Origin of the sequence: Halarcobacter mediterraneus (assembly GCF_004116625.1) — a bacterium.
In the GTDB taxonomy this organism is placed as follows: domain Bacteria; phylum Campylobacterota; class Campylobacteria; order Campylobacterales; family Arcobacteraceae; genus Halarcobacter; species Halarcobacter mediterraneus.
Genome location: NZ_NXIE01000006.1, coordinates 66,672 through 91,324, shown reverse-complemented (window position 1 = coordinate 91,324; position 24,653 = coordinate 66,672). Strand labels below are relative to the sequence as shown.

General features: G+C 25.7%; 23 protein-coding genes and 1 tRNA gene. 15 read left to right on the top strand and 9 right to left on the bottom strand.

All coding sequences use genetic code 11. The features are described from left to right. Positions 1-19: 19 nt before the first annotated feature. The 3 genes from CP965_RS12940 to CP965_RS12930 are packed head-to-tail and all read left to right on the top strand — an operon-like array spanning position 20 to position 3,831. Complete coding sequence (locus tag CP965_RS12940; RefSeq protein WP_099312694.1) at positions 20-634, top strand: hypothetical protein; 615 nt, start codon at positions 20-22, stop codon at positions 632-634. Then, positions 634-2,382: a hypothetical protein gene (locus tag CP965_RS12935; RefSeq protein ID WP_206732305.1), complete on the top strand. Its 1,749-nt coding sequence runs from the start codon at positions 634-636 to the stop codon at positions 2,380-2,382. Before CP965_RS12940 ends, CP965_RS12935 begins: the two co-directional genes overlap by 1 nt. Positions 2,383-2,397: 15 nt before the next feature. Further along, complete coding sequence (locus tag CP965_RS12930; RefSeq protein ID WP_118897362.1) at positions 2,398-3,831, top strand: ligand-binding sensor domain-containing protein; 1,434 nt, start codon at positions 2,398-2,400, stop codon at positions 3,829-3,831. Positions 3,832-4,094: 263 nt separating this feature from the next. Here CP965_RS12930 and CP965_RS12925 read toward each other — a convergent pair. After that, a tRNA-Leu gene (locus CP965_RS12925) sits at positions 4,095-4,180 on the bottom strand. Between the two features lie 230 nt (positions 4,181-4,410). On the opposite strand from CP965_RS12925, the gene CP965_RS12920 reads away from it, so the two are divergent. From CP965_RS12920 to CP965_RS12905, 4 genes are all read left to right on the top strand, one after another. Further along, positions 4,411-4,857: a MarR family winged helix-turn-helix transcriptional regulator gene (locus CP965_RS12920; protein WP_129062538.1), complete on the top strand. Its 447-nt coding sequence runs from the start codon at positions 4,411-4,413 to the stop codon at positions 4,855-4,857. Then, entirely contained in the window at positions 4,850-5,557 is a 708-nt protein-coding gene (locus tag CP965_RS12915) for an SDR family NAD(P)-dependent oxidoreductase (protein ID WP_129062537.1), read from the top strand. Before CP965_RS12920 ends, CP965_RS12915 begins: the two co-directional genes overlap by 8 nt. 180 nt (positions 5,558-5,737) lie before the next feature. Then, a complete protein-coding gene (locus CP965_RS12910) occupies positions 5,738-6,340 on the top strand; it encodes an FmdE family protein (RefSeq protein WP_129062536.1) in 603 nt (200 codons plus the stop codon). Next, the gene (locus tag CP965_RS12905; RefSeq protein ID WP_129062535.1) at positions 6,327-6,671 is read left to right on the top strand and encodes a nitrous oxide-stimulated promoter family protein; all 345 of its coding nucleotides are present in this window, start codon (positions 6,327-6,329) and stop codon (positions 6,669-6,671) included. Before CP965_RS12910 ends, CP965_RS12905 begins: the two co-directional genes overlap by 14 nt. Before the next feature lie 71 nt (positions 6,672-6,742). Here the strand turns inward: CP965_RS12905 and CP965_RS12900 are convergent, their stop codons facing one another. Continuing rightward, positions 6,743-7,057 carry a F0F1 ATP synthase subunit C gene (locus CP965_RS12900; protein WP_129062534.1) on the bottom strand — a complete coding sequence of 105 codons (315 nt, stop codon included), beginning with the start codon at positions 7,055-7,057 and terminating at the stop codon, positions 6,743-6,745. A 213-nt stretch (positions 7,058-7,270) separates the two neighbouring features. On the opposite strand from CP965_RS12900, the gene CP965_RS12895 reads away from it, so the two are divergent. Next, complete coding sequence (locus tag CP965_RS12895; protein ID WP_129062533.1) at positions 7,271-9,388, top strand: translocation/assembly module TamB domain-containing protein; 2,118 nt, start codon at positions 7,271-7,273, stop codon at positions 9,386-9,388. A 13-nt stretch (positions 9,389-9,401) separates the two neighbouring features. Then, complete coding sequence (locus CP965_RS12890; protein WP_228712730.1) at positions 9,402-10,097, top strand: SDR family oxidoreductase; 696 nt, start codon at positions 9,402-9,404, stop codon at positions 10,095-10,097. A gap of 2 nt (positions 10,098-10,099) precedes the next feature. On the opposite strand, the gene CP965_RS12885 is transcribed toward CP965_RS12890, so the two are convergent. Continuing rightward, positions 10,100-10,804 (bottom strand): rhodanese-like domain-containing protein, encoded by a 705-nt coding sequence (locus CP965_RS12885; protein WP_129062532.1) that lies wholly within the window; start codon positions 10,802-10,804, stop codon positions 10,100-10,102. 132 nt (positions 10,805-10,936) lie between these two features. Between CP965_RS12885 and CP965_RS12880 the strand changes: the two genes are divergently transcribed. Genes CP965_RS12880 through CP965_RS12860 form a run of 5 tightly spaced genes read left to right on the top strand, consistent with a single transcriptional unit; the run spans position 10,937 to position 18,786 of the window. Then, a complete protein-coding gene (locus tag CP965_RS12880) occupies positions 10,937-11,572 on the top strand; it encodes a TetR/AcrR family transcriptional regulator (protein WP_129062531.1) in 636 nt (211 codons plus the stop codon). Continuing rightward, positions 11,569-13,323, top strand: coding sequence for a TolC family protein (locus CP965_RS12875; RefSeq protein ID WP_129062530.1), 1,755 nt, complete (start codon positions 11,569-11,571; stop codon positions 13,321-13,323). The genes CP965_RS12880 and CP965_RS12875 overlap by 4 nt, the downstream gene beginning before the upstream one ends. After that, on the top strand, positions 13,313-14,416 hold the full coding sequence (locus CP965_RS12870; protein ID WP_129062529.1) for an efflux RND transporter periplasmic adaptor subunit: 1,104 nt from the start codon (positions 13,313-13,315) through the stop codon (positions 14,414-14,416). The genes CP965_RS12875 and CP965_RS12870 overlap by 11 nt, the downstream gene beginning before the upstream one ends. A 1-nt stretch (position 14,417) precedes the next feature. Then, a complete protein-coding gene (locus CP965_RS12865) occupies positions 14,418-17,468 on the top strand; it encodes an efflux RND transporter permease subunit (RefSeq protein ID WP_164971030.1) in 3,051 nt (1,016 codons plus the stop codon). 1 nt (position 17,469) lies between these two features. Beyond that, positions 17,470-18,786 (top strand): patatin-like phospholipase family protein, encoded by a 1,317-nt coding sequence (locus CP965_RS12860; protein WP_164971029.1) that lies wholly within the window; start codon positions 17,470-17,472, stop codon positions 18,784-18,786. Between the two features lie 2 nt (positions 18,787-18,788). Here the strand turns inward: CP965_RS12860 and CP965_RS12855 are convergent, their stop codons facing one another. From CP965_RS12855 to CP965_RS12830, 6 genes are all read right to left on the bottom strand, one after another. Beyond that, positions 18,789-19,679, bottom strand: coding sequence for a DMT family transporter (locus tag CP965_RS12855; protein ID WP_129062526.1), 891 nt, complete (start codon positions 19,677-19,679; stop codon positions 18,789-18,791). A gap of 122 nt (positions 19,680-19,801) precedes the next feature. Continuing rightward, on the bottom strand, positions 19,802-20,374 hold the full coding sequence (locus tag CP965_RS12850) for an SCO family protein (protein WP_129062525.1): 573 nt from the start codon (positions 20,372-20,374) through the stop codon (positions 19,802-19,804). 2 nt (positions 20,375-20,376) lie between these two features. Then, the gene (locus CP965_RS12845) at positions 20,377-20,865 is read right to left on the bottom strand and encodes a hypothetical protein (protein WP_129062524.1); all 489 of its coding nucleotides are present in this window, start codon (positions 20,863-20,865) and stop codon (positions 20,377-20,379) included. Positions 20,866-20,867: 2 nt separating this feature from the next. After that, positions 20,868-21,326, bottom strand: coding sequence for a copper chaperone PCu(A)C (locus CP965_RS12840; protein WP_129062523.1), 459 nt, complete (start codon positions 21,324-21,326; stop codon positions 20,868-20,870). A gap of 40 nt (positions 21,327-21,366) precedes the next feature. After that, positions 21,367-22,653 carry a Na+/H+ antiporter NhaA gene (nhaA, locus tag CP965_RS12835; RefSeq protein ID WP_129062522.1) on the bottom strand — a complete coding sequence of 429 codons (1,287 nt, stop codon included), beginning with the start codon at positions 22,651-22,653 and terminating at the stop codon, positions 21,367-21,369. A 3-nt stretch (positions 22,654-22,656) separates the two neighbouring features. After that, on the bottom strand, positions 22,657-23,031 hold the full coding sequence (locus tag CP965_RS12830) for a Fur family transcriptional regulator (RefSeq protein ID WP_129062521.1): 375 nt from the start codon (positions 23,029-23,031) through the stop codon (positions 22,657-22,659). A gap of 139 nt (positions 23,032-23,170) precedes the next feature. Here CP965_RS12830 and CP965_RS12825 point away from each other — a divergent pair, with 139 nt between their 5' ends. Then, positions 23,171-24,649 (top strand): HoxN/HupN/NixA family nickel/cobalt transporter, encoded by a 1,479-nt coding sequence (locus CP965_RS12825; RefSeq protein WP_129062520.1) that lies wholly within the window; start codon positions 23,171-23,173, stop codon positions 24,647-24,649. Positions 24,650-24,653 lie beyond the last annotated feature (4 nt).

Here is a 24,653-nt window from a genome sequence, read left to right as displayed (position 1 = left end):
AATAACTTGGTGCTTAATAATGAAAAAATATGAATATAAAATAATTGCTACAAGACAACTTACTGGATATGCTGGGAAAGACAAATATATCAATGTTTATAGATTCCCTATTTTTAAAGAATTTTATGATTTAAAGAAAACTCACTCTTATGATACTGTTAAAATAGAGATAGTCGATTATATTTTGGGAAGTTTTGAAGTAGATTTAAAACAACAACATAAGCAACCTGAATTTTGGTTAAAAAATTTGGGAAAATATATAATAAGAACAAATATGCAGCCAGGGGATATCGTTACTTTGACAATTTTAATTGATGGCTCAAATAATTATTCTTTTTTTATAAAAAGTGATAGGTATTTTAAATATTTACTTGAAAGACACAATACTGAAATTAATAAATATAGGTTATTGATAGAAAATCCAAATAAAAATACATCTGAAAGTATTACTAATAACACAGAAAACTTTTTATATAAATTTGATGTATATAAAAGTGATTCTGAATTAAAGTTTAGTAATGAAGTTAAAGATTTTACTGTTTGGGAATATAATGGAAATGGTGGAAAATATTTAGGCATTCCGTTTCATATTGATAAAGTTGAAGAGTTTAATGAATTAGAGGAAATATTATAATGAATACATGGTTAGTAAAAAATAGAAAAGAAGAAGAAATTTTAATTGAAGAGTTACAAAAAGAGTTATATAAGAATCATAGTATAGAAGATAAAGATATATTATATGTTTATACTGATGACAATTCTGATGAGTTATTCAATATTAGATTTAAATTTTTAATTACTAATAATGGCAAGTCAATTAAATTAGATGAGAAAGAAGACTTGAATAAAACTATAGATATTCCTTATACTTTATATTATAAAACAAAAAAAGCTAATGAAGTAGCCCTTATAAGTGAAGAACAATTAAAAATGGTTTTTGGTGAAGAAGTTTCTGAAAATGATAAAAAGGATATTAGAGAACGATTTGGCATGTATATTGAGTCTTTAACTCTTGGAACTAAAAAAATTTCTACAAGAATAAAGTACTTAGATGAAATATTGCCTATTAAGATTGATGAAGATAATCCTATTAGTATTTTTGAAATTAGCGATCTAAATGTTCTTGATAATATTAGAACAGAACTTTCATCTGGAGGTAGATATTATGAATGGGATAGAAAAGGCAGTTACTCAGGTGAGATTTTACAAACTTTAAATATGTACATTAATTTTTTAGATGATAAATCAGTAGAAAATACTTCTGTAGAGGAAGAATCTAATCAAGAAAATTTAAGTGGTCATGGAAATAAATTTAAATCATTTTTAAATAAAATTAATCCAAAAGAAGAAGTTAAAGTAGATAGTAAAATCAATAATATTGAATTTATAATTGGACAACCTAATACTGGTAAAAGTTACAAATTTGAGGAAAAACAAATTTTCAAAACTGGAACAAATCATATTGATTATAAATATTTAAAAGTTCCAGTTTCAGGTGGTATTGGAAATGAATATAAAGGATTACAAAATACTGACTTGGCAATTACTATTGATAGTATAAAAAAAGAAATTAAATTTGGAGAATTTCTTCAATTTCTAATGTCTGCTATTGTAAATCCAAAAATTGATCACGTTGTTTTTCTTGATGACTTTCACAATCAAGATATTTCATCATTACTTTCAGAATATACACCTTTATTTAAATCTCAACAAAAAAGAGTTGTAAAAGAAGTAGATGAAGGAAATGAGATTTTTACTGAATACTTTGACAGTGCAAATGACTTCATAAAAGAATGGAATACTTTTATGGATGAACATTGCAAAGATATACCTATTGTTCCAATTACGAATAGAATTTCAGGAAATTCATTGAAGTTAGTGTATCCAAAGAATTTTTATTTATTAGGTGCTGCAAATTTTAATGAATACAGTTTAAATATATTTGCAGATTGGGAAGATAGAGCCAATATAGCTTATAAAGATCCAATAGATACATTTGATAAGAATATTGAGGGAAATGATTTTGCTATTTGTTGTAAAGAACTAAATCAACATTTTAAAGATATTTTGGAAGAAAATAAAATTTTTGACTATGAAAAATATTGCTTTGGACAATGGAAAATTGTTAACAGTAATGGAGATATAATTGATAATTTAAGAGAACAGAAAGAAACAATAAAATTCTTTTTTGGAATGATTAAAAATTCTTTAAAATTTAATAATAAAAATAGTGAAATCAATAGGTTAGGATGGGATTTAATGTGTAGAGTAAAAAATAACACTTGGATTAAAGAAAACCTTAAAGAGTTGTCAGATATTGATTCTAGTGAGAAAAACTTTAGACTTCTTCATAAATTTAATATTTATGAAGATGATCTATAATTATTAAGAAATTAAATGATTATATCTCATGCTAGTGAAAATAAATTATATTTAGTATTTCAAAATTTTGAAGATAAGATAGAACATATTTATGATGAACTAGAGAAATTTCCTCAAAATGCGGCATCTTCAATACGAAAAATTTTAGATAATAATTTATTTAGTAGAAATATATTAGAAAGACAGACTAACTATATAGACAGCATATCTACATATATTGATGATATTAACTATAAAGATGAAGTTTACTATTTCTATTTATTTATTATTCCAAAAGATATAGATATAGATTTTAATGGAATAACTGATAAAGAAGAAAGAATTAAAAAAATAGAAGAACTTTTAATTAAGCTTTTTAAACTATATTCTAGTTATTCATCAAATCAAAAAGTTATTGATTTATTTGAAAATTTCAAAGGAAATAGTTTTTTACAATTAGAAGCAGAATTTTATGTAAAAAAATTAAATAAAATATATGGGACATTGTTAAATTATAAAAGAAACTATAAGAACCAAATTATATGTAGTGATAAAATTATTGGTGAAGAAATATTTGAACTTAATATAATTGAAGAAAATCCTTTGAAAAACTATCAATTTATTAAAGCCCCATTTCAAAAAGATCTAATTAAATTTATATATTCAAGCTTAAAATTTTTAAAGAAAAAAAGACTAGATATATTTGAAGAAAATGCACGAGATGAATATAAAGAAATATTGAAAATATTAAATAAAATCAATAATCTATTAATAAAGATATCAACACATAAGAATATTTCAAGTGATAATATTTCGAAAAAAACTTTAGATAAGTTTTTTAGAAAATATAAAAATAACATTGAAATTAAGAAAAATAAAAAAGTTTTTAATTTAGTACACTCAATATTCTTTACAGAGTTAAAGAAAGATGTACAATTGTTTTTGAGTGTTGACCTAACAAAAGTCTTTGAGAAAGTTCTAGAAAAGAAATTATCACATTATGATAAGTTATTATATATTGGAAATGAAAGTGAACAAAAAATAGTAAAGTCAGATGGAAGCATAGATAAAAATATTAATAATAGTAATTTTTTATTAGAAGAAGGTAAAACAAAATTAATTAATCAATATCCTGATTTTATGATTAAGGAAGAGAATCATTTTCATATTATTGATGCAAAATATAAGTTTAAAGAAAACGTATTAAAAAAATCTGATGATATTAGACAAGTCTTAGTATATTCTTTGCTATTTAATAAAGATATGTTTTTTGCAAAAAATGAAGATATGCAAAAAATCAAAAAAATAATTCTTTATGTTCAAAAGTCTAATATAAACATTAATAATTTCAATGATTTAGTAATTAATATTGAAAGAATTGATATCGATAATCTCCTTGATAGTTTTAGTTATAAAGAAAATTTATTTAATACTGAAGTAATTATATCTCCTATAGAAGTTTTAAAATAGATATATGACAATTTGACGTTTTATAAGGTTTGTTATAAATTTTAGTTAAATGAGTGTGCAGTAAAAAATTACAAACTTAGTGAAACTTTTTAAAACTGTGCAGTAAAGTGTGCAATAAAGTTAACGAAATCAATACATTATGACAATTGGAAATTTAGATTTTATTTTAAATTGTTAGAAGTTTTCTATATAAAATCACTGGCAGTAATTACAACTCCTTATATATAAGAAGAAATAGTTTAGTTTAAATATATACCATAAAATGGTGCGAATGGAGGGATTTGAACCCTCACACCAGTACTGGCATTAGCCCCTCAAGCTAACGTGTCTACCGTTCCACCACATTCGCATATTTAAATTCAACACTACAATCTCAAAAGTCCCCTCAAGATAGCGTGTCTACCAATTCCACCACGGTCGCATTATTTTTGGACTGAAATTATATCTTTTTAGATTTATAAATTTGCTTAATATTTAATCATATTTCTATCATTACAAAATTTTAATAAATCATAAATACTTGTCTTGACAAGTAAATACAAAATATATATAATTATATTTTTATTTAGAAGGGGCGAAATGTATTTTAATATGAATTTATCTTTAGGGTTTATTTTAAATAAAACTGCAATTGCTTCTAAGAGTTGTTTTAATAATAAATTAAAAGAATTTGATATATCGCCTGAACAATGGTCTATTATTTTTAGGGTTGTTGAAAATCCAGGACTTAGTCAAAAGATGTTATCTGATACTACATATAAAGACCAATCTAATATTACTAGAAGTATAGATAGGCTTGAAAAGAAGTCTTTTTTGACAAGAAAATATAATAAAATTGATAAAAGAACAATTAATATTTTTCCTACTAAGAAGGCTGAAGAAATTGTTGAGAAAATAATACCTATTTCAGAAAAACATAATCAATTATTATTAAATGGTCTTAATGACGAAGAGCAGAATCTTTTAACCTTATTATTAAATAAGGTTTATAAAAATATTGAAAATAAGGAAAAACATAATGTTTGAAAATAAAACAATACTAATTACAGGAGCTAATGGTGGTTTAGCAAAAGCTTTTATTAGTGAGCTATTAACAAAAAATATAAAAAAACTTTATTGTACAGCACGAGATGTAAATAGTCTTGAAGATATTAAATTACTATCAGAAAAAATAGAAGTTTATTCTTTAGATATTACAAAGGAAGAACAAATAAAAGAACTTTCTTTAAAGATTGATAATATTGATATTTTAATAAATAATGCGGGTGTAAATAGTGGAAAAAGAATTTTTGATGAAACAAAAATTGATTTCAATGTAAATCTTATAGGGACATTAAATTCTTGCCAAGTTTTGCCTAAAAAGTTGAATAAAAATGGATTAATAATAAATATCACTTCTGTTTTAGCTTTAATCAATCTTCCAATAATGGCTTTATATTGTGCTTCAAAAAGTGCTTTACATTCTTTAACACAAGCATTAAGAGCAGAATTGACTAAAGAAAATATTTCAGTGATAGAAGTCTTACCAGGACCTATAGATACAAATATGACAAAAGGTCAAGAAATGCCAAAAACATCACCAAAGGATGTAGTAAAAAATATTTTTGAATCTTTAAGCCAAAATCAAATTGAGATTTATCCTGATGATTTTTCAAAAATGATAAAAGAAAGATTAGCTGTAGATAAAGAAAATCTTGAAAGAGAATTTGCCTTATCTGTCCAGTAAAAATCAAAAACTAACTTATTCTTCTCTTGTCAATCTTTGATATAACTTTATCAGATTGACATAGTGTTTTTAATCTTTATTTTTAATCTTTCCTTTCTTACTACTCACTCTTGATTTCTATCAATGTTAAATCTTATAAAATTCTATAAACTTATAAAAAAATAATTAAAGTGAGAAAATATGAATTATCCAAGTTTTTTTGATGAAATTGAAAGTATAAAATTAAAAGATGACTTATCTTTATTTTTAGGTGCAGTTGATGATGGAATTATAGAGTTTACATATTTAGATATTGTAAAAGCAGCTGGGCATAGTTGTCCTACTGTTGCAGGTGCATATATTATGACTTTAGAGGCTTTAAAATATTTATATAAAAATGATATACCAAAAAGAGGAGAAATAAAAGTTTTTTTTAAAGATAACTATGTAGAAGGTGTTACGGGGGTTATTGCTAATGTTATTTCTCAAGTTACGGGTGCTACTGATTCTTATGGTTTCAAGGGTATTAATGGCAAATTCAAAAGATATGATTTGCTTGAGTTTAGTTCAGATATTTCTTCTGACCTTAGATTTCAAAGAGTTGATGATGGACAGTTTATCGATATTTCTTATGATTCTAGTTCTGTAGAATTTAATCCAAAGATTCCTAACCTTATGCAAAAGATTATGAAAAGTGAGGCAAATGAAGATGAAAAAAAAGAGTTTAAATACTTATGGCAAGAGAGAGTTAGAAATATTTTTAAAAATATAGATAAGGTAATAAACTATAATGACAAAAGATAAGTTCCAACAAGAAGTTTCAACTTTAAAAACTTTTTTTACAAGTTATTGTGAAGATAAACATGAAAACCAAAAAAAGAAAATTTATAATTTAGAATATAAAGATGAAACTTTCTCTTTTGAACTTAATTTATGTGAAGATTGCCATGAGCTTATTTCATATTCTTTTGAAAGACTACAAAATTGTCCCCATGAAATAAAACCAAGATGTCGAAAATGCCCTAATCCTTGTTATGAAAGAACTCAGTGGAAAAGTTTAGCAAAGATTATGAAATATAGTGCTATAAAGCTTGGATTAAAAAAGTTGAAAAAAGTATTTTCTCTAAAAAAATAGGCATAAAAAAAGGTTAGAAGAAAAACTTCTAACCTTTTTTAAAGTATTTATAAAATCTGTAGTTTTATAAATTACCCTAAGAATGGGTTTGCATATAATGCGATCATCGCAATAACTAATGCATAAATAACTTGTGCTTCGATCATCGCTAATGCAATGAACATAGTAGTTAATAATTTTCCACCTAAACCTGGGTTTCTAGCAGTACCAGCGATTGTTGCAGCAGCAGTGTTACCCATACCGATAGCACCACCAAGTGCAGCAAGACCAAGACCAATACCTGCAGCAACTACAGAGTAAGCTTTTAAAGTTTCGTTTGCAACTGCTCCATCAGCAGCGAAAGCAGCACCAGCAATAGCTAGCATTAAAAGAACGATTTTTTTCATTCTAGAATCCTTATATAAAATTTAATAATTACAAAGTCTGTTCGGCTTGCGTATCCCTACTTATCACTTTGTAGGCAATAGTATATTCTAAAAAAAATTAAAACTTTATTAGATTAATCATTAAATCTTAAAAAATTTACTTTAAGTAACAGGTAATTAAAACTTCAATTTATTTGCAGTATAATAATGTCTTATTAAATGCAAAGGTTTACTATGAAAAAATTATTTTTTGGTTTGACTATTTTTATTATCCTCATTATTGGTTCTATTTATACTGTATTATTTACAGCTATTGGAAACTCGTTTGTTGCTTCTTTGATAGAAAGTAAGGTAAATGAAGGTCAAAAAGATGTTAATTTAAAAGTAAATAATTTTAAGCTTACAACAAATACTATTGCTTTTAAAGCAACTATTGATGACAATTCGGTAATTGATATTCAAGGTAACTTAAACATTTTTGCAAAAAGTATTGATGTAGATTATAATATAAATATCAAAGATTTATCAAAACTTCAAAATATTACAAATCAAAAATTAAATGGTTCCTTCTCTACAAAAGGTAATATAAAAGGTGATTCTAAACTTGCTAAAATAAAAGGTTCAAGTTCTGTTGCTTCAAGTGAAACAGCTTATGATATAAATTTAGTTGATTTCAATCCAAAAAGTGCAGTTTTAAATATTAAAAACGCAAAAATTGAAGAACTACTTTTTTTAGTAAATCAGCCAATTTATGCAAATGGTATTTTAAATATTGATGCCGTGATTAAAGATGCCAATGTAAATGCTTTAGATGGGGCTATAAAAACTTCTGTTTCAAATGGTGTTTTAAATCTTAATTCAATAAATCCAAAAATTGAACAAAAATCAACAACTCCAATTGTTTTTAACTTTCAAACCGTTACAAAACTATTTTCAAATGTTGCTTCAAGTAGTGTAGATTTTAATAGTTCTATTGCAAACTTAGATATTAAAAAAGCAGATTTTAATATAAAAGAGACAAGTCTTAACAGTGATTATAATTTATTTGTTAAAAGTTTAGCTCAGTTAGAGCCTATATTAAATCAAAAGTTAAATGGTTCTTTTTCTACAAATGGTAATATCTCTTTTGTGAATAATAATTTAAATATAAATGGTAAAAGTGATATTTTTAAATCAAAAACTTCATATGATTTTTTAGTTGAAAATTCAAAACCAAAAACAGTAAAAGTAAATATTTCAGATGCTCAAATTTCTTCTTTATTAAATTTTGTAAACCAACCCTTGTTAGCAGAAGGTTTATTAAATATTGATGCAAATATCTCAAATGCACAAATTGGCAACTTAGAAGGTACTGTAATAACAAAACTAAAAGATGGACTTGTAAACAATAATGTAGTAAATAAAACTTATAATCAAAAATTAAAAGATAAGTTAACTTTTCAAGCTGATATAAATACAAAATTAAACAACTTTCTTGCAAGTTCTCTTGTAGATGTAGATACAAGTCTTGCAACTATTGATATGAAAAAAGCTGTTTATGATATTGAGAATTTAAGTTTTGATAGTGATTATACATTAAATGTAGCAGACCTTAAAAAACTATATGATGTAAGCCAAATGAAAATGAGAGGAAATATTCAAGTAGATGGTAATATTTCTCAAGGAAAAGATAAACTTGCAGTAGATGGTAAAAGTGAGTTATTTGGAGGAAATATAAATTTTAACTTGTTAAATGATGATTTTAATGCAAAAATTGATAATGTAGAAATAAAAGATTTAACTCATATGTTATATTATCCAGAAATTTTCACTTCAAAATCAAATATTGATGTTGCTTATAATCTTGCAAATAAAAAAGGTACTCTTTCAGGTGATTTATTAAAAGGTCAGTTTATTAAAAATGAGTTTTCAACGATAATTAATACCTTTGCTAAGTTTGATCTTACAAAAGAGATTTATGAAAAAGTACAAATAAAAAGTGATATAGACAATCAAATAATCAATACTTTTGTAGATATGGAAAGTTCTCTTACAAAAATTACTGTTCCAAGTAGTACTTTAAATACTGAAAAAAATACTATAAATGCTTTGATTCAAACAAAAATCAAAAAGTATGAGTTTGATACTACAGTAACTGGAAACTTATCAAATCCAAAAGTAAAAGTTGATACAAGTTCTTTTGTTAAAGATAAAATAAAAAATAAAGTTAAAGAAAAGCTTAAAGATAAACTAAAAGACAAAATTGATGGTTCTTTACTTGATAATTTATTAAATAAAGCTCCAAAAAATGAAATAAAAAAACCTGCAACAGATGCAGAAATAGCAAAAGCATTTAGAGAAATTTTTGGATAAAAAGGAGTATATAGTGAAAAGAGTTCTTATAACAGGTGGAAATAAAGGAATTGGGCTTAAAGTAGTTGAAAAGTTTTTAGAATTTGATTATGAAATTATAGTTGTAGCAAGGGACTTTTCATCATTTCCTTACAAAGATAAAGTTCAAACTATTGAGTATGATTTATCAAATGTTTTAGGTTTAAAAGATTTAGCAAAAGAAATAGGTGATATAGATATTCTAATAAACAATGCAGGATATATGCAACCAAAATATTCTTATGATAATTATCCTTTAGAAGCAAAGGAACATATTTTAAATGTAGATTTACATACGCCAGTTGAATTAATGACTTTATTTAGTGAAGGAATGAAGAAAAAATCATATGGAAGAATTGTAAACACAGCTTCAATAGCAGGACAAATAGGACATCCTGATATTTGGTATGGAATTGCAAAAGCAGGATTAATAAATGCAACAAAGATATTTGCAAAGTTATTAGGAAGCTATAATATTGTAGTAAATTGTATTGCTCCAAGTCCTGTGGAGACAGATATGCAAAAGGATAATTCAGAAGAAAGAAAAGAAGAGTTTAAAAAAGCTGTTCCTTGTGGAAGATTTGCTGAACCTGAAGAAGCTGCTGAGGTGATTTTTTGGTTAGCAACTTCTTGTCCTGAGTATGTAAATGGAACAACCGTAGATTTTAATAATGCTTCTTATGTAAGATAACCTTATTTTACAAGTTTCATATCTTTTGTTAAAGATAAAGAAACTCCTGCCCAAGAAGCTATTCCTCCACGATACCAAAGGATTTTTTCTTTTGGGTATCCTATTTTTATAAGATGTTTAATAGCTCTTGGAGATTGGGCGCACCATGAACCATTACAAAAAAACATAGCTGTTTTTGCTTTTGAAAAATCATATTCATTTTTGTTTGTAACTTTTACATTTAGCTTTTTATATGCTTCATAGTACTCTTTTTCAAAATCTTCATCGTATTCAAACTCATCATAGGGAATACTTTTTGCAGATGGGATTGTTCCTTTATTGAACCAATCTTGTGTTCTACTATCTACTAAAATGTATTTATTAGGATTTTGAATTAATTTATTTTCAATGAATTCAAGTACTTCTAACTCAGCCACAGTTTTTACTCCTTTTTCCAATTGTAAAGGTTGAATAATACCTTTGACTGTAATAAATGTTTTTTTACATTTATCATTAATTTTAGATGAAGCTAAATTTTCATTTTGAAAGTTTTCTACATTTATTCCTATATTTAAACACTCTTTTGCACTTTCTCTTTCAATAGTTATTGTTTCTTTTTTTCCATTTGAATAAGTATGTTCAACTTTAACCCCTTTCATTGGAAGAATTATTGGGTTAACTGCAAATAAAGATACTAATAGAAAAGAAAATAATAATAAGATTTTCATATGTACTCCTTTGTGTAAATATTAGTATATTATTTTTTTTATTATGAAAACATATAAAAATATAAAATATTAAGAGTATATTTAGAACACTTGTTCTAAAATTGAACAAATGTTCTAATAAAGGCTAAGAATTTGAGAACAACAAAAGAAAGAATATTAGAAATTGCCCTTGAACTTTTTAATGAAAAAGGCTGTCTAAACACTTCAACTAGGCATATTGCTGAAAAATTAGGAATTAGTATAGGAAATCTTTATTATCACTTTAAAAATAAAGAGTCAATTTTAATTGAAATATTTAATGAATATATAGAAGTGGTTTTTAAAAAGATAAAAGAGCTTGATTATGAAAAAGATGAGATATTTTTATTAAAGCAGTTTCTTGCTGATAGCATAGAAGCAGACATCAAATATAGGTTTTTGCATTTAGAGTTAAATCTTCTTGTGATGAATTTTCCTGCTTTTAAAAAGATTATGGAGCAACATTTGCATTTTGAGTTAGAAACAATAAAAGGTCTGGTAAGACATCAAATAAAGTATGGGTATATAACTTCTATGTCTGAATTGGAGCTTGATATTTTTGTTTCAAACTCTTGGATTATTGCAACTCAGAATGCTTCTTATTGGAATCTTTTAAGTGAAGATTTTATAGAAAATTCAAAAAAGGCTGCTTTGAATATCTACTTTTTAGTTAAGCCATATTTGACTCAAAAGAGTTTTGAAAATGACGATATAAAAGATATAGAAAATTTTTTAGGAAGTATAATATGAAATATAAAATAGTGGTTTTTCTTTGTGTCTTTTTATTTGAATTTATGTGGGCAAAAGAGTATAAAATAAATTTAGTTTTAGATGAAAACTCTTTTTTTCTTTTTGATAGTATAAAAGCAGATACAAAAACACTTTTTGATATAGATGATAATATAAACTATAAACTTCAAAGATGTTCTGATTCTTGTGAAAAAATAAAAGTAAAAGGAGTATATCTTTTAAATAAAGATATAAAAGAAAAGGAACAAAAAGAGTCTTATTTTATTACTTTTAATCATATTTCAAATGCAATTGACAAAAAAAGAGTTTCAAGAGCAGTTGCTTTAGCTATATTTGAGTATTTAAAAGAAAATAATAAAACAGCTTCAAAGTATATAAAAAATAGTATAAAAGAAATTATTTTAAAAGAAAAAAGAATAAATACAATCTTTGATTTAGATGATATTTATAAAAAAGTAGTTTCAAATAATTTTGAGTTTAGAAAAAATAATAATGAAACTATATTAAGCTCCTTGGATATTAATGAAGCAAAAACTTTATATAAACCGCAACTTGAAGTTTTTTCAAATGTAATTCAAATAGATAGTGATAGGGCTAAATATAGCAATGGTCAATATTCTGAAGGAACAGTTGAAATTGGAGCAAAATTATCACAAGTGGTTTTTTCTAATAAAGTACTTGAAAATATAAAAATAAAAAAGTTATTAGATAAATCTAATATAAGTAATATAAAGTCTAAAAATGATGAAATTATTTATAAAACAATTGTTACATATTTAAATGTTTTAAAAGCTCAAAAATATAAAGAGATTATAAAAATAAAACAAAACTTTATTACTCAGAATTTAAATTTTGCAAAACAAAGATTTGAAGTTGGAGTTAAAGATAAAACAGATGTTTATAGATGGGAAAGTGAACTTGCAAATGTGAATATTCAGTTAGCAAATGCAGTAAAAGATTTAAACTCTTTAAAAATAGAACTAGCAAACATAAGTTTAATACAAAAAGAGTATAAATTAAAAGATTATGATTTTGAAGCAAAAAGGTTTAAACTTCTTAATACCTATGCTAAAAAAGTAGTAGAAAATGAAAAGGTTCAAAAACTATTTTTAGAAGAAATTATTCTTACTCATCCAAACTTAATCCAAATAAATAAACTTATTGAAGCTAAAGAGCAAGAAAAAAGTATGAATGAAAAATCAAGGTATCTTCCTAATATTGCTTTAGAAGCTCAAGGTAAAAAAATAGTTGAAAGATATGGGGAAGCTAAAGATTATGCAAGGTATTGGGATGATAAGGAGTATCAAGCTGTTCTTAATTTTTCTTTTCCTTTTTATGAAGGTGGTAAAAAAAGTGTACAGATTCAAAAAAATCAAATTGAGTTAATAAATTTAAAATTAGAGTATGAAAATGCTAAGAATCTTATTAGAAAAAATATAAAACAAAATAGTGATTCTTTAAATAAATCTTATGAAAAAATATTTTATGCAAAAGACTCTCAAAACTATTCAAAGAAGAACTATCAATCAATTTTAGATAGATATAAAGTAGGGAAAGAGAATATTATTACTCTTTTAGATGCTCAAAATTCATACTTTATCTCAAAAATCAATAAAACTATTTCTGAAATAGATTATTTAGAGGATTTAAGTTCTATTTATTTCTTTAGTGGAAATATCCAAGTTTTAGTAAATAGTGAAGAAAAAAGAAGTTTAGAAGAAAAATTATTAAAGGTTATAAATGAAAATTAAATTATCAGTACTATTTTTTGCACTAATAGTTTTATTTAGTGCTTGTTCTAACAAAGAGAATGAAAATAAAGACAAAGAAGATTTAAAAATAGTTTTTGCAACAAAACCAAAAGCAAAAGATTTAGATGAGTTTAGAGTTTTTGATGCTATTGCAAAAGCAAATGAACAAATGAAATTAAGTTTTAAAGTTCAAGGAAACTTGGAAGTATTTAAATTAGATATTGGAGATGAAGTAAGGAAAAATCAACTTCTTGCAAGTTTAGATAAAGAACCATATCTTATTCAAGTTTCACAAATACAGTATGCTTTAAAAGAAGCAAAAGCTAGTTTAAAATATGCAAAAAGTACTTATGAAAGAACAAAAAAACTTTATATAAATCAAAATGCAAGTGCGAGTGATATAGATAATGCAAAAGCTTCATATGATGCAGCAAAAGCAAAGGTAAAAAATATTAATAAACAATTGGATTATGCAAAACTTCAATTATCGTATACCAAACTTTACGCACCTATTTCAGGTTTTATTTCTTCAAAGTATGTTAATGAAAGTGAAAATGTTTCAGCTGGAACACCAATTGTTTTATTAAGTGATAAAATTGTAAATGAAGTTTATATAAATATGCCAGAATCTATAATAAATAGATTAAGTAAAGAACAAAAAGTTCAAGTTTCTTTTGATTCTCTTCCTTCAAAGAAATTTAATGGTTTTATCTCAGAAATATCAAAAACAGCTTCATCTAATGAAAAAACTTATTTAGTAATAGTAAAACTAAAAGAGAGCTCACCTTTAATAAAAGTAGGAATGTCTGCTGAAGTCTTTTTTAATTTTGAAAATCTTCATAAAAATATTTTTTTACTTCCTCATAGCTCAGTTTTAAATGATAAAAAAGACTACTTTGTTTATGTTTTACAAAAAGAAAATGATATTTATAAAGTTCGAAAGAATGTAATCAAAGTAGGGCAACTTACAAGTGAAGGTTATGAAGTCTTATCAGGTATAAAAGGAAATGAATTAGTTTTAAAAGCTGGAATGAGTGAAGTTTTTGAAGATATGTCTGTAAAAATAGGCAATATTAAAAAACTGGATGAATAAAATGAATATTACAAGTTTTGCTTTAAAAAATGACAAAGTAACTATAGTATTTTCTCTTTTAATCTTTTTTTATGGAATTATTTCTTTTTTGGATTTGCCAAGAGCAAAAGATCCTGGTTTTATCATTCGAACAGCTACTGTAGTTACATACTTCCCTGGAGCTAGTGCAAAAAGAGTAGAACAGTTAGTTACAGATAAACTAGAAAAAGAGATTCAGCAAATGGCTGAGATAGACTTTATAAGTTCAACTTCAAAAAATGGAGTTTCTATTATTTTTGTAAATATTTTAGAAAAATATAAAAAAATGAGACCTATTTGGGATGATTTACGAAGAAAAGTTGAAGTTGGAACAAGGTCTTTACCCCAAGGAATTACAACTCCAATTGTAAATGATGAGTTTGGAGATGTTTATGGAACAATGATCTCTATAACTAGTGATGGACTAACTTATGAAGAGTTAAAAGATATAGCAGATGATGCAAAAGATATTTTTTTAAGATTAGATGATGTCGCTAAAGTAGATATTTTAGGGGAGCAAGAAGAAGTTGTTTATATAGAGTATGATAATGCTAAATTAGCAAATTTAAATATTAGTGCAAGTTATGTAAAAAATATTTTAGAAGATAAAAATATTGTTTTGTCAGGGGGAAATATCAAAATTGATTCAAATAGATTATCAATAGAGCCTTCTGGAAATTATGAAAATATAAAACAAATACGAAATACAATAATTGCTTTACCAACAGGAGAAAGAGTATATTTAAAAGATATTGCAAGGGTAAAAAAGAGTTATAAAACACCTAGTTCTTTTATTACGCAAAAAGACTCAGAACCAGCTGTGCTTTTATCTATTTCCATGAAAGATGATGGAGATATTATAAGAATGGGTGAAGAAATTACAAATAAAATGCAAGAGGTTCAAAGTAAGCTTCCTTTAGGCGTCCAGCTTGATAGATTATTTAATGAGCCTAAAATAGTACAAGGAATCATTGATAATTTTGTTTCAAATCTTTTACAAGCAATTGCATTGGTAATTTTAATTATGCTTTTTACTTTAGGACTTAGGACAGGCTTTATTGTTGCTGTATTAATTCCTATGTCAATTTTGGCTTCTTTTATTATTATGTCAGTTTTTGATATTTGGTTAGATCAAGTTTCCTTAGCAGCATTAATTATTTCTTTGGGTTTACTTGTTGATAGTGCTATTGTTATGAGTGAATCAATAATGGTTTTACGGCAAAATGGTAAAACAATAGTAGAAGCCTCTTTACAAAGTGCAAAGGAGTTAAAAGTTCCCCTTTTAACTTCTGCTTTGACAACATCAGCTGCTTTTTTACCAATTTTTTTAGCAAAATCTTCAACGGGAGAATATACAAACTCTATTTTTAAAGTAGTAACTATCACTCTTTTATGTTCTTGGTTTTTAGCTCTTACATTAACACCTGTTTTAAGTAAATATTTTATGAAAAAAGAACCTAAAGAAACAAAAAGAAGTAAGTTTTTTAAAGTTTATAAATCTTTAATTGTTTTAGCCTTGAAGTATAAAAAAAGTGTTGTTTTTATAGCTTTTGTAATTTTTATTGCTTCAATAAAACTATTAGATTTAGTACCTAAAATGTTTTTCCCACCATCAAGTGAAAGCTCTTTTACAGTTGAAATAAATCTTCCTGTAGGTACAGCAATTGAAACTACAACAAAACAAGTAAGTAAAATAGAAAAGTTTATTAAAGAAAAATACATATCAGAAAATAGCAAAAAAGAAGTTGTTAATTTCGTATCATTTATAGGAGAGAGTGCTCCAAGATTTTGGTTATCTTATGACCAAAAACTAGCAAGTGCCGAATATAGTACAATTTTAATAAACGTACAAGAGTTTGAACAAATGGCTAAAATAAGAAAAGAAATAGAATATTTTGTAAAAGAAAATTTTCCTGATATGCAAATTAGTACAAAGTCTTTATCTATGGGACCTCCTGTTAAAAAACCAATTGAAATTAGAATTAGTGGAAAAGATACAGAAAAACTTTTTGATATAAGTTCACAAATAAAACAAGAACTTTCTAAAATAGAAGGAATTAAAAATATAGTTGATGATTGGGGATTAAGAACAAAAAAACTACTTATAAATATTGATGAAGATAAAGCCTTACAAGAAGGAATTAGTAATTTAGATGTGGCTTTATCTTTACAAACTTCTTTAAGTGGTTATCAAGTAACAACTTTTAGAAAAGAAGACACTTTAGTACCTCTTATTTTACGTTCAAATGAAACTACAAAAGATGATATAAATAGGCTTAGAACAATAAGTGTTTTTTCTCAAACAAGTGGTAAAAATATACCTTTATCTCAAATAGCAACTATTGAGGTAGCTTATGAAGAATCAGTTATATTAAGAAGAGATAGATTAAAAACAATTATTATTGGTGCTGATGTACAAACAGGATTTAATGCTTTAGAAAAATTTGAAGAAATAGCACCTTTTATGGAAGAGTTAGCAAAAAGTTTTGAACTTGGATATTATTATGAGTTTGGAGGAGAATATGAGGCTTCAGGAAAAGCAAATGATTCTATTGTAGTTAATCTTCCCCTTGCCTTTATGGCAATCTTACTTTTAATGGTAACACAATTTAACTCTTTAAGAAAACCAATAATTATTTTAACAACAATACCTTTAGGAATTATTGGAGTTAGCCTTGGTTTATTTATTACAGGTTCATATTTTGGATTTATGACTTTACTTGGAATAATATCTTTAAGTGGAATTGTTATTAATAATGCAATTGTTCTTTTAGAAAGGATTAAATTAGAACAAGAGGAAAATAATTTTAGTCACTATGAAGCAATCATTGAAGCTTGTTTAAATAGATTTAGGCCTATACTTCTAACAACTTTGACAACTGTATTTGGGCTTGTCCCTTTATGGTATAGTGGAGGTATTATGTGGGAACCAATGGCTATCTCAATTATTTTTGGTCTAATGGTTTCTACATTATTTACTTTATTATTTGTTCCAAGTTTATATGCTATATTTTATAAAGTAAAAAAGGATTAAGGTGTTTAAAAATTTAATTAATATTTTTTGTGTGTGTTTATTTGGTATATTTTTCACTGCTTGTGCTACAAAAGAACCTATTCTTAATAAACCAATTACAAAAGAGGCTTTTGAAAAACTAAAAGTAAATAAAATACTTAATAATAAAGATGATTTATCTTTAATTCTTACCTTTTCTGGTGGTGGAACTAGAGCTGCTTCTTTATCATATGGTGTATTAAAAGAGTTAAGAAATCAAGGTTTATTAGATGAGATTGATGTTATCTCTTCTGTATCCGGTGGGAGTTTTACTTCTGCTTATTATGGTCTTTATGGAGAAAAAATATTTGAGGACTTTGAGGAGAAGTTTTTAAAAAAACCAATTCAAACTACTTTGATTGATACTTTTTTAAATCCTTTTAATTGGTTTTATCTATCGTTTGCAGGAAGAAGTGATTATGTTTCTGAATATTATGAAGAAGAGGTATTTGGTAAAAAAACTTTTGCTGATTTAAGAGAGGATTCCCCTAAGATTATAATAAATGCAACTGATGTTTCTACTGGAAACCCTTTTACTTTTAGTCCTGAAAATTTTAGGCGAATTTGTTCAGATTGGGAGTCCTATCCTATAGGAAGAGCTGTAACAGCTTCTTCTGCTATACCAGTACTATTTTCTCCTATTACTCTTAAAAATTATTCTGGATGTGACTTAGAAAGAAATAGTGAACTTTTAAATAGTTTTCTTAAATACAATGATGAACAATATCTTGAAATGGAAAAGTATCATGATAAAAAACATTATCAATACTTACATTTAGTTGATGGAGGAATTGCTGATAATTTGGGTATTCGTTCTTTACTTCATATAGTTACAGAAAATGATAATGATATTATGAAAGTCTTAGAAAAATTTGGTATCCCAAATAGTAAAAAAGTTGTTCTTTTAATAGTAAATGCAGCAGATAGCCTAGATCCAAATATTGCATTAAGTAAAACACCTCCTGATATTCAGACAACTATGGGTGCTGTAAGTACAATTCAATTAAAAAGATATAATACTGACACTTTAGATTTAATAGAGTTTTATTTTGATATTTGGGAAAAACAAGTAAAAGAAGCTAGATGTAAAGATAAAAAAGACTGTCTAGAAGAAATAAAATTTTACTTGATAGAGTTAAACTTTAATCAACTTCCTAAGAAACAAGCAAGAAAGTTTTTACTTACACAAACTTCTTTAGAGTTGCCAGCTAAGAGAGTTGATGAGATTATAAAAGCTGGGCAAGATTTATTAAAAGAGTCAAAAGAGTTTAAAATTCTTTTAGAAGATATGAAGAAATAAAACTATTTCTTCTTCTTTTTTATTTTGATATTATTTAAAATTTTTACAGCAATGATAGTCATAATTGTCCCAATAATAATTGAAAAGGTAATCTCTTCTTTTAAAAATATTGCACTAAGTGTAATTGCAGAAAAAGGTACTAAAAAGATAAAACTACTTACATTCGCAGCTCCTAGTTTTTCTATTCCTAAAAAGAAAATTGTATTAGCAAAAGTAGAAGCAAAAATTGTAATTGCAAATAAGTTTATATAAAATATTGAATCAAATTTATCATATGCAATAGTAGAAAAATCCATAAAAAATATAGATATGAAACTACATACAAGATACATATAAAAGGTAAATACTATTGGGGATATTTTTGTAGCTTTTGAACTAGTAATTGTTAAAAGTGCCCAGAGAATTGAAGCTAAAATAAAATATAAATTATGAATAACAAATATTTCATCAGAGTCTGTTCCCCAAACATTTAACATAGTTAAAACACCTATAGCTCCAAGAAATAAAGCAAAATAATCTTTTTTGAATATCTTTTTACTTCCAAAAATAGCAAGTATTAAAAAAGTGTTTATTGGAATAAGCGTTGTTACAAAAGCACCACCTAAACTGGCTGTTCCAAGTTTTGTTCCTAAATAAAAATACTTCATATAAACAACAAGAATAATAGAAGCTACAATAACTATAAGAAAACTTTTTGTATCAATTTTAAAAGATTTTCTAAGAACTACTATTATAGGAATCATAGTAATAGCAGTAATAATATATCTAAAAAACATAACATCATATTCATTGATATAATTACTTAAAACTTTTACATTTACCCATGAACCTCCCCATCCAATCATGGCAAAGAACATTAGGATATAAAATATATTTTTATTTGAGTCTGTCATTATTTAATCTTTTTGATGATTGTACTATTTAGTCAAGAAAAGTAATCTTAAAAAAAGTAAGTACTCTAATAGTTTTGAAAAGTGATTATATCACAACTATTAGAGTTTTAAAAAAAGAGTAATTATTTTAAAATAGCTGCTAAGTTCTCTTTTATCTTACTTGGGTCAGAGAAGTGGTCAACTTTTGCTATAAACTTACCTTCTTTATCAAATAAATAAATATAAGAAGTATGTGAAACCGAGTAACCCATTGCAGAGTTTTCTAAAGGAATTTTTTTATAATAAGACTCATATCTTTTAGTAATATCATCAATATTTTCTTTAGATGATGTCCCTCCAATAAAATTTTTGTGGAAGTAGTGAGTATATTCTTTAAGGTTTTGAAGAGTATCTCTATCAGGGTCAACACTTATAAAAAGACCAACAAAGTCTTTTGTTTCTTCTTCTGTAAAACTATTTAAAGCTTGAGATAATGAGCTTAATGAAGTAGGGCATACATCAGGACAATAAGTGTATCCAAAATAAACAGCTAAAGCTTTTCCTTTAAAATCCTCTTTAGAAATCTTACCATCAATTGTATCAACTGTAAAAGCATATTTTTGTTTTTCTTGATAATTTTCAATAAAAGGTTTTATCAGTGAAATTAAAATAACTGCAACTAAAAAAATTATACCGAGTCTAAGAAAGTTTTTCATTATTATATATCCGTTTTAAATTGAAATCTTGCACCAATATTTTCCGTGGCTTTTTCTATTTTTATATCTGCATTCCAATGCATTCCACCTACTGGACAAGTTGGAAGTGTACCTATTGCTTGATAATTTCCATTACCTAAATTTTTAATAGGTAAATAAAATTCACCCATAAACATATTTGTTGAATATATATTTAAAGTTAAATTTTCTAAATTATCTTTATTACTTTTGATTGAAAAAGTAAGGGGTTTCATTAAAGGAATCGATTTTGGTTCAATACTTAAAGTAAATATTGTTCCATCTTGAATTCTTATTGAGCAATAACTATCATGTAAATCACATTGTTCATTTTGTGTAATATATTTAACTTCACCTTTTAAAGATTGGTAAATACCATTAAAATCTATTAAAAAATAGCCTAAAACAATTAGAAGTACAAGTCCTAATTGAAGGATTGTACTTTTAATATTATTTTGTTTTTTTTCACTCATTTTTAGTGTTTCATTCCCTTGTGATTACCATGATGTTTCATTCCACCCATAACAGTTTTAATCTCAGCTGTGATTGTTTTTGTTTCACCATTTGAGAATTCTAAAGTTAAATCAACTTTTTCTCCTACTTTTAAAGGATTGTATAAACCAATTAACATAATATGTAAACCACCTGGTTTTAAAACTGTTTCACCATTTGCAGGAACATCAATTTTTGGAATTTGAAACATTTTCATAACTCCATCTTTCATTGTATGAGTATGAAGTTCTACAACTTTTGAAACAGCAGAACTTGCTTTTACTACAGCTAAATCTTTATCTGTAGTATTTACTAATGTCATAAATGCAGCAGAATTAGGTAAACCTGGAGGTGTAGCTCTTACATAAGAGTCTTTTACTTCTATACTAGAAGCAAAAAGTGCCATTGTTCCAATAAATAAGCTTAAAAAAACTTTTTTCATAATAAACCTTTTTTCTTTTATTTTATTATTGAAGTGTTAATTATTTGTTAAATTTTTTCACTGTTAAAAGTAAAAATACCCCAATTATAGCTGCAACAAAAGAAGCTGCAAATACACCTAGTTTTACTGCTGATATAACATCTTCATCTAAAAATGCTAAATGAGTAATAAAAATTGACATTGTAAAACCAATACCTGCAATAAATCCAACAGCTAAAATCTCACTCCAAGAAATAGTATCTGGTTTTTTAACAATTTTTAGTTTATGTGCAAGATAAGTAAATCCTAAAATACCAATAGGTTTTCCAAGAACTAATCCTAAAACAACTCCTAAAACAATTGCTAAGTTTGCATGTACAGTAGAAAAGTCAATTAAAACTCCCGCATTTGAAAAAGCAAATAAAGGCATAATAAAAAATGCAGAAAGACCATGTAAATTGTGTTCTAATCTTACAAGAGGATTTTGTACTTTATCATACCCATATCCTATAGTTTCTAAAGAATCAATTTGATGATGATTCAAAATTGGTACATCATCTATATTTCTTTCAAAATCATCAATTGCACCTTTTGTATCTTTTATAAATTTCTTTTCATCTATTTTTGAACCAATAGGAATAGCAAATGCTAATAAAACACCAGCAATAGTTGCATGAATACCAATAGCATGAATATATACCCAAAGAGCAATACCTAAAAGTAAATATGGTAAAAGGTTTGTAACTCCTCTTTTATTTAATATCCAAATTAAAGCATAGATAATACCTGCATGTATAAAATATTGACTTTGAATTTCACTTGTGTACACAGTTGCTACAACTAAAACAGCACCTAAATCATCAACTACTGCTAAAGCAACTAAAAATAGTTTTAAGGCTGGATTTACTTTATTTCCTAAAAGCATAAGAATACCAAGAGCAAAAGCAATATCAGTTGCCATTGGAACACCAAAACCTAGAGGATTATCAGGATTTAATGCCACATAAATTAATGCAGGAATAGCCATACCCCCAACAGCTGCAACTATAGGAAAGGAAGCTTTACTTACTGAAGATAGTTCTCCTATAAGCATTTCTCTTTTTATTTCTAGTCCTACCATTAAAAAGAATAATGCCATTAAACCATCATCAATCCAATAAGTAAGAGACATTGAAACTTCAGTTTCACCTATATTTAGTCCAAGAGGTAAGTGCCATAAGTCATAGTAGGCTTGTCCTAAACTTGAATTAGCAACTATTACAGCCGCAACTGTAGCTACAAATAATAAAATACCACTTAGAGCTTCTTTATTGATAAACTTTTCTAAAGTAATCAATCGTTGAATCATATGTTAATTTCCTTTATGTAAGCAATTTGGGCAGATACCCTTTATAATAATATTATCTATTTGATGACCTTCAAGGTTAAATTGAGGTTTTTCATGAATACATTCAATCTTTGAACAGGCAGTACAGATAAAGTGAGAATGAGCATTTTTTTGTACTTCATAATATCTTTTTCTGTCATTAGATTCAAAAGAACTGATTAGTTTTTCATCTTCAAAAATAGTAATATTTCTATAAAAAGTAGCCTTATCCATTGATAACTCATCTTTTATGTCCTCATAAGAAACAGGACAATTATGTTTTATAAACACTTCTAAGATAGCTTTTCTAGCTGTTGTAAACTTTATATTTGACTTCTTTTTTATTGCTTCTAAATTCATAGTTTAAATTATAACTTATTAGTTTTAAATTTAGTATATTTTAATGTATAAAATTTACAACTAAGTTGCGTAAAAGTTTTTCTGTACTACTATTACAAGCTATTTTGATTATCTTAAATATAAGAAAAGGTTATATACTTTGTCTCTTTTTACTAGAACTCTAATTTTAATATTATTTTTAAGTAATAGTGTTTTTGCCTGTGCTATTTGTACCATATATTCTCCTGAAACAAAATATTTTATTGAAGTAGATACAAATGATAAAAAGATTAACTCAGCTAAGATAACTTGGGTTTTAACAAAAGATTTTACAAATACTTTAAAAGAAGTTTATGATACAAATACAAATAATTTTTTTGAAAAAGAAGAGTTAGATCTTATCGCTCAAGCTATTTATGATTATGTTATTCCAAGAAATTACTTAGTTCATTTCTCTTATGGTAAAACCATAGATAAAGAAAAGAGTGAAAAAGTAAAGGTATTTAAAAAAGAAGTATATATAAAAAATTCAATTTTGCATTTTTCTTATACTATAGATTTAAATTATGATATAAAAAATGAAAATCTTTTATATTTTAGTGTTTTTGATGAAGAAAACTATTTTATTTTAATTCATTTTGATAAGTTATCAAAAATAACTGGTCTTGAAGAAGTAAAAGTAAATAAAATAGGTACTAAAAAAGATTTATTATTTAGTTTTTCTTTGGCAAATGCTCAAGTTTCTTCAAAGGTAAAAGAAGAAGAACAAAGTAAAGTTATGGAAGAAAAGTTAGAAGATAGTGAACTAGAAGAGTCTTTATATAAGGAAGAAAAAATAAAAGATGAATCACTTTTAAATTATTTTGTAAAAAAAGTAAAACATTATCTTGTAAAAATTGAAAATGGAGATAATCTTGCTCTTTTAATGCTTTTAGTAGTTTCTTTTATTTATGGAATGGTTCATGCTTTAGGTCCTGGTCATGGAAAATCTTTAGCTTTTTCTTATTTTATGGCAAATAAAAGTTCCTATACAAAAGCTTTTTTTATTTCCCAAGCTAGTGCTTTTGTACATATTATAGGTGCTTTAATTTTAGTTGTTGTTTCTATTTTTATTTTAGAATCTATTTTAAACAACTTTGTAAATGATTCTGTTGAAATATTAACAAAAGTTTCTTCCGTTTTAATTATGGTTTTAGCAGTTTATATTCTATCAAATAAATTAAGAAACAAAAGTTGCTCTTGTAGTTCTTGTTGCAGTTCCCATGCTCCTATAGAAAAAAAGAGTGAAGCAACTTCTGTATGGAGTACTCAAAAACCTAAAAATACAACAAGTCTAAAACCAAATTTTATGAAGCAAGATTTATATTTTGTAATAACTTCAGGCTTGATTCCTTGTCCTGGAACTGTAGTTTTATTTATATATGCTTTTGTTTTAAAAACATATTTTGCAGTATTTCTTGCTTCTATTGCTATTAGTTTAGGAATGGGTGTTGTTATTTTTGCAAGTTCTTTCTTAGGAACAAGTGTTAATAAACTTGGAGAAAAGTCTCATAAAATAACTTATGCTTTAGAAATAATAGCTCCTATTTTTATGTTTATTTTAGGAGTTTTCCTTTATTTAAATGCTAATTTAATTTAAAAAA